At 69.1% G+C, this 5,453-nt stretch carries 5 protein-coding genes; all 5 read left to right on the forward strand.

Annotated elements, in window-relative coordinates:
• The coding region (locus VLK61_RS12105) for a branched-chain amino acid ABC transporter substrate-binding protein (protein WP_325421459.1) at positions 1–583 on the forward strand (583 nt) is incomplete at its 5' end.
• 49 nt (positions 584–632) lie between these two features.
• Positions 633–1,592 (forward strand): porin, encoded by a 960-nt coding sequence (locus VLK61_RS12110; protein ID WP_325421460.1) that lies wholly within the window; start codon positions 633–635, stop codon positions 1,590–1,592.
• Between the two features lie 88 nt (positions 1,593–1,680).
• A complete protein-coding gene (locus tag VLK61_RS12115) occupies positions 1,681–2,829 on the forward strand; it encodes a branched-chain amino acid ABC transporter substrate-binding protein (RefSeq protein ID WP_325421462.1) in 1,149 nt (382 codons plus the stop codon).
• A gap of 64 nt (positions 2,830–2,893) precedes the next feature.
• On the forward strand, positions 2,894–4,477 hold the full coding sequence (locus VLK61_RS12120; protein ID WP_325421464.1) for a methyl-accepting chemotaxis protein: 1,584 nt from the start codon (positions 2,894–2,896) through the stop codon (positions 4,475–4,477).
• Between the two features lie 296 nt (positions 4,478–4,773).
• Positions 4,774–5,453, forward strand: a 680-nt coding sequence (locus VLK61_RS12125; protein ID WP_325421466.1) for an amino acid ABC transporter substrate-binding protein, incomplete at its 3' end; no start/stop codon positions are given.

The raw sequence follows: 5,453 nt of genomic DNA on the forward strand, positions 1-5,453 counted from the left end.
GGTGTTCAAGAAGACGGCGGCTGCCAAGGGCATCACCATCGTCGACGAGCAGTTCACCACCGACAAGGCGACCGACTTCATGGCCATCCTGACGGCCATCAAGTCCAAGGCACCGGACGGCATCTTCTACGGCGGCATGGATCCGCAGGCCGGCCCCATGCTGCGCCAGATGGAGCAGTTGGGTCTGTCGAACGTCAAGTTCTTCGGCGGCGACGGCATCTGCACGGCCAAGCTGGCCGAGCTGTCGGGCGGTGCCAAGACCTTGGGCAACGTGATCTGCGCCGAAGGCGGCGCCTCGCTGGACAAGATGCCCAGCGGCAAGACCTGGAAGGAACGCTACGACAAGAAGTACCCGAACCAGTTCCAGGTCTACTCACCGTACACCTACGACGCCGTGGGCGTGCTGGTGCAGGCCATGGTCGACGCCGGCTCGGCCGACCCGAAGGTCTACCTGCCGAAGCTGGCCGCCGTCAGCTACCAGGGCGTGACGACCAAGATCGGCTTCGAGGCCGATGGTGAGCTGAAGAACCCGGCGATGACCTTGTACGTCTACAAGGACGGCAAGAAGGCCCCCCTGAATTGAACGGCACGCACCTGATTCCCAACCCCTTCACTCCAGAGAATCCTCGAACATGAAACACTCCCTCAGTCGCATCGGCCTGGCGGCCGCGTTGTCCCTCACCGCCCTGGCCGCTTCCGCCCAGAGCAATGTCACGCTGTACGGCCGCGTCAACCTGACGGTCGAAAACCAGAAGGCCGGCAGCGACGGCTCCAAGACCGTGCTGCAGAACAACTCCTCGCGCTGGGGCGTTCGTGGCTCCGAGGACCTGGGCGGCGGCCTGAAGGCCGGCTTCAACCTAGAAAGCGGTTGGGCGGCCGACACCGGCGTTGCCGCGGCCACCTTTTTCGGCCGCCGCAGCGAAGTGAACCTGTCCGGCGGCTTCGGCACGCTGCGCCTGGGCCGCTACTTCAGCGAGGCCTACTTCGCCACGGCCGACTACGTCAGCAACCACAACCACGACACCGGCACCTCGTCGGACGCGTTTTACGCCTACCTCGGCCGCGATGCCAACAAGATCGCCTACCGCCTGCCCGAGTTCGCCAAGGACCTGAGCATCGAAGGCGCCGTGCTGCTGCATGAAGGCGTGACCGGCCAGAAGAACAACTACGACTTCGCGGTGAACTACAGCGTCGGCGGGCTGCAGCTGGGCCTGGGCTACGAATTGGCCGACACCACCACGACCAAGAAGAACCAGGTGGCGCTGCGTGCGTTCTACAGCGCCGGCCCGTTCGGCTTCGGCGGCTACGTGCAGCGCGACAAGAACGCCTTTGGCGCGGGCAACCGCACCAACGTGCGCCTGTCCGCGATGTACACGCTGGACCTGAGCGAGTTCCACGTCAACGTCGGCTCGGCCGGTGACACCGGCAACATTGCCGACAGCGACGCGCGGCAGTACACGCTGGGCTACAACTACCTGCTGAGCAAGCGCACCAAGGTCTACGGCTTCGTGACCAAGATCGACGACGGCAAGGCCGGCCTCTACGGTGGCGACTTCAAGTCCTTTGCGGTGGGCGTGCGCCACAACTTCTGAAGCCCGGCCTGGTGCCACGCCGGTGCGGCCCCGCAAGGGCCCGCCGGTGTGGCCTGCCGCGACCCCCGCACCCGTCAGGAGCGTCTGCATGAGAGCAAGCCGCATCGTCATCGCCGCCATCGCCATGGCCTTGGGCGGTGCCGCCTTTCTGGCTTGGCCGCGTTTGCCGGACACGCTGCGCATCGGCGTCGCCGCGCCTTTCAGCGGCCCGCTGGCGCCGCAGGGTCAGGACCTGCTGGACGGCGTGGTGATCGCCGTCGAGCAGATCAATGCCGAAGGCGGCGTGCTGATCGCGGGCAAGCGCGTGAAGCTGGCGGTGGTGAGCATGGACGACAAGGCCAGTCCGGTCGACGGAAAGATCGCCGCGCAGCACCTGGTGGACCAGGACGTGCTGGTCGCGGTGGCCCACCTGAATTCAGGCGTCAGCATCCCGGCCGCGCCGCTGTACGCACGCGCCGGCATTCCGCAGCTGGCCATCTCGACCAAGCCGGAGTACACGCGCCAGGGCCTGCCGACCACGCTGCGCCTCGTGGCCAACGACGACATGCAGTCCGTGGCGATGGGCAGCTATGCGCTGCAGATGCCGGGCGTCGAACGCTTCGCCGTCGTCGACGACGGCACGCCCTACGGCAAGGGCCTGGCCGACCAGGCCGCGACGGTGATCACCAAAGCCGGCAAGACCATCGCGCTGCGCCGCGGCATGGACAACAAGACCACCGAGTTCGGCGAACTCGTCGGCGCGCTGGCCCAGGCCCGCGTCGACCTGCTGGTGACGACGCTGGCGGATTTCCAGATCAAGGCGCTGATCGACAGCCTGGCCCAGGCCGGCCTGACGCGCATGCGCATCCTGGGCGGCGACACCTTGAAGACCCCGGCGCTGCTCGGAGCCGCACGCAAGGTGGGCGGCGTGTATGCGGCCTCGCCGATCCTGGAGGCGCGTGAATTCATGCAGGGCAAGGCCTTTCTCGAACGTTTCCGCCAGCGCTTCCGGCACGAGCCGGTGTACGGCGCGCACTACACCTACGACGCGGTGTTCGTCGTCGCCGATGCGCTGGCCCGCAACGGCTCGATCGACAAGGCCGCACTGCTCGCCCGGTTGAAGCAGTTCGACGGCCATGCGCCGGTGACCGGCACGATGCGCTTCGACGCCTCGGGCGAGCAGCGCTACGGCTCGATCGGCATCTACCGGCTTGGCAGCGAACGCTGGGACCTGGTGCTGCGCTCGGACAGCTGGTGAACCCGCCTGGCGCGCGGCACGGGACTTGCTGAATCAACCGGATCAACAGGATTTGCGACTGACCATGGTCCCTCGTTTCTCGATCCGCGCCCGCTTCCATTGGATGATAGGCATCGTCACCGCGTCGCTGCTGGCCACCGCGGTGGTCAATGCGCTCAGCGACCGCGCCCAGCGCCGCAGCGCGGCCCAGGTGCTGGCGCAGTCCGGCACCGCCTTGATGCAAGGCGGCGAACTGCGCGAAAGCGTGGCCCAGATGCGCCGGCTCGAGTCCGGCATGATGGCCATCGGCAGCTCCAACGCCGTCGAGATCGAGCGCCTGGCCAAGGAATGGCAGCAGGCGCTGGTCGCCAGCCAGCAGGTGGCTGAACGCATCGCTCAGGGCGAGGCCGCCAAGGACGATGCGCGCGCGCTGACGGCGCGGCACGTCAAGCTGGTGGCCGACTACGCAGCCGTGATCCGGCCGATTGCCGCGCAGCTGCAGGCCGCGCAGCTCGACGGCGCGGTGGCGCTGGCCTACGCCGCGCGGGCCGAGGGCACGGTGAAGGACATGCAGCGCAATGTCGACGCGCTGACGAAGCTGCAGCTCGCGCAGGTGGAAGCCATCCGCGTGCAGGCCGAGCAGCAGGCGGCCTGGGCCGATGCCGTCAAGCTGGGGCTGATGGGCACGCTGCTGGCGCTGTTCCTGCCGCTGGCCTGGCTGACCTTGCGGGCGGTGTGCGGGCCGCTGGACCGCGTGGTCGCGGTGGCCGAACGCATTGCCCAGGGCGACCTGGTCAGCCCGGTGGAAGCCGGCGGCCGCGACGAGATGGGCCGCCTGCTGCAGGCCATTGCCGGCATGCAGCAGCGCCTGAGAGCGGTGGTCGGCGAGATCCGCCTGACCGCCGACAACATCCGCCTGGCCAGCACCGAAGTGGCCGCCGGCAACGCCGACCTGAGCCGCCGCACGGAAGAGCAGGCCAGCAACCTGCAGCGCGCCGCGGCCTCGATGGGCGAACTCAGCAGCACCGTGCAGCAAAGCGCCGACGGCGCGCGGCGCGCCAGCGCGCTGGCCGGTGCCGCCAGCGCGGTGGCGGTGAAGGGCGGCGACGTGGTCGGCCGCGTCGTCACCCGCATGAGCGACATCAGCGCCAGCTCGAAGAAGATCGCCGAGATCGTCGCCATCATCGAAGGCATCGCCTTCCAGACCAACATCCTTGCGCTCAATGCCGCGGTTGAAGCGGCACGCGCGGGCGACCACGGCCGCGGCTTCGCCACGGTGGCCGGCGAGGTGCAGACGCTGGCCCGCCGCAGCGCCGATGCGGCCAAGGAAATCAAGGCGCTGATCGGCGCCAGCGTGGCCGAAGTGGCCGCCGGCTCGGCGCTGGTGGTCGACGCCGGTGCGACGATGCGCGACATCGTGGCCCAGGTCGGCGAAGTGACGGCCCTGATCGGCAGCATCAGCGCGGTGACGGTGGCGCAGACCGACCGGCTGGTGCAGGTCAGCACCGCCGTGAATCACCTGGACACCACCACGCAGCACAACGCCGCGCTGGTCGAACAAAGCGCGGCCGCGGCGGACAGCCTGCAGCAGCTGGCCGAACGGCTGGTGTCGGCGGTGGCGGTGTTCAAGCTGGGGTCCGCGCCGGCTTCCCTGTCAGCGCAGGGCTGAGGCCGCCCCCTCCACGCCGGCGGCGTGGTCCCCCCGAGGGGGATCAGCCCGCCCAGGAGACCCGGCTCGGACTGAGGCCGAGACGGCCCGCCGGGCCGTGCATGTGTCACGCCGAAGCCGGCCGGCCTGCGGGTTCGCACGCAGCTGCCGCGGCGCTGCCAGCGCTACACTCGCGCCGCTCCATGCGGGCCCCGGCCGCTGGATGCCGCTGAATGCCGCGCCGGCGGCGCCCTCGACAATCCTGGCGCGGGTCTTGCGAAGTCCTGCTGCCCTCCACTCCTTCGTTCGCCGCATCGATGTCCGTGATCGCGAGCACCCTGTCGCTTCCTGTTCAGACCGCCGGTTGTCGCCGGCTTGCCGCTGGCGGCGTGCGTGCGCTGGTCGGCCTGCTGCTGTGCGCCTTCGGCCTGCTGGCGCAGGCCCAGGAATCGCCGACGCTGCGCAAGATCCGCGAAACCGGCGTGGTGTCGCTGGGCTATCGCGTGGCCGCGGTGCCGTTTTCCTACCTCGATGCCAGGCGGCGGCCGATCGGCTATTCCATCGACATCTGCGAGCGGGTGGTCGATGCCATCCGCCAGAAGCTGGCCCTGCCCGGCCTCGAAGCCCGCCTGGTGATGGTGAGCTCGGCCACCCGCCTGCCGATGGTGGCCAACGGCACGGTGGACCTGGAATGCGGAGTCACCACCAACACCGCGGAGCGGCAGAAGTCGGTGGCGTTCTCGATCACCACCTTCGTGGCCGCGAGCCGGCTGCTCAGCCGCAGCGCCGACAACATCCGCAGCGTCGCCGACCTGCGCGGCAGGGCCGTGACCACCACCGTGTCCACCACCAGCATGCAGTACCTCACGGCGGCGAACCAGGCGCGCAGCCTGGAGATGAAAATCCTCGCCGGCGCCGACGATGCCGACGCCTTCCAGATGGTGCGCACCGGCCGCGCCGCGGCCTTCGCGATGGACGACGTGCTGCTGCGCGGCAC

The organism is Aquabacterium sp., from assembly GCF_035476535.1.
Lineage (GTDB): Bacteria > Pseudomonadota > Gammaproteobacteria > Burkholderiales > Burkholderiaceae_C > Pseudaquabacterium.

Bases quoted from the DNA above. Each gene is read 5' to 3' on its own strand.
- VLK61_RS12115 (WP_325421462.1), top strand. From the start codon at position 1,681: ATGAGAGCAAGCCGCATCGTCATCGCCGCCATCGCCATGGCCTTGGGC.
- VLK61_RS12120 (WP_325421464.1), top strand. From the start codon at position 2,894: ATGGTCCCTCGTTTCTCGATCCGCGCCCGCTTCCATTGGATGATAGGC.
- VLK61_RS12110 (WP_325421460.1), top strand. From the start codon at position 633: ATGAAACACTCCCTCAGTCGCATCGGCCTGGCGGCCGCGTTGTCCCTC.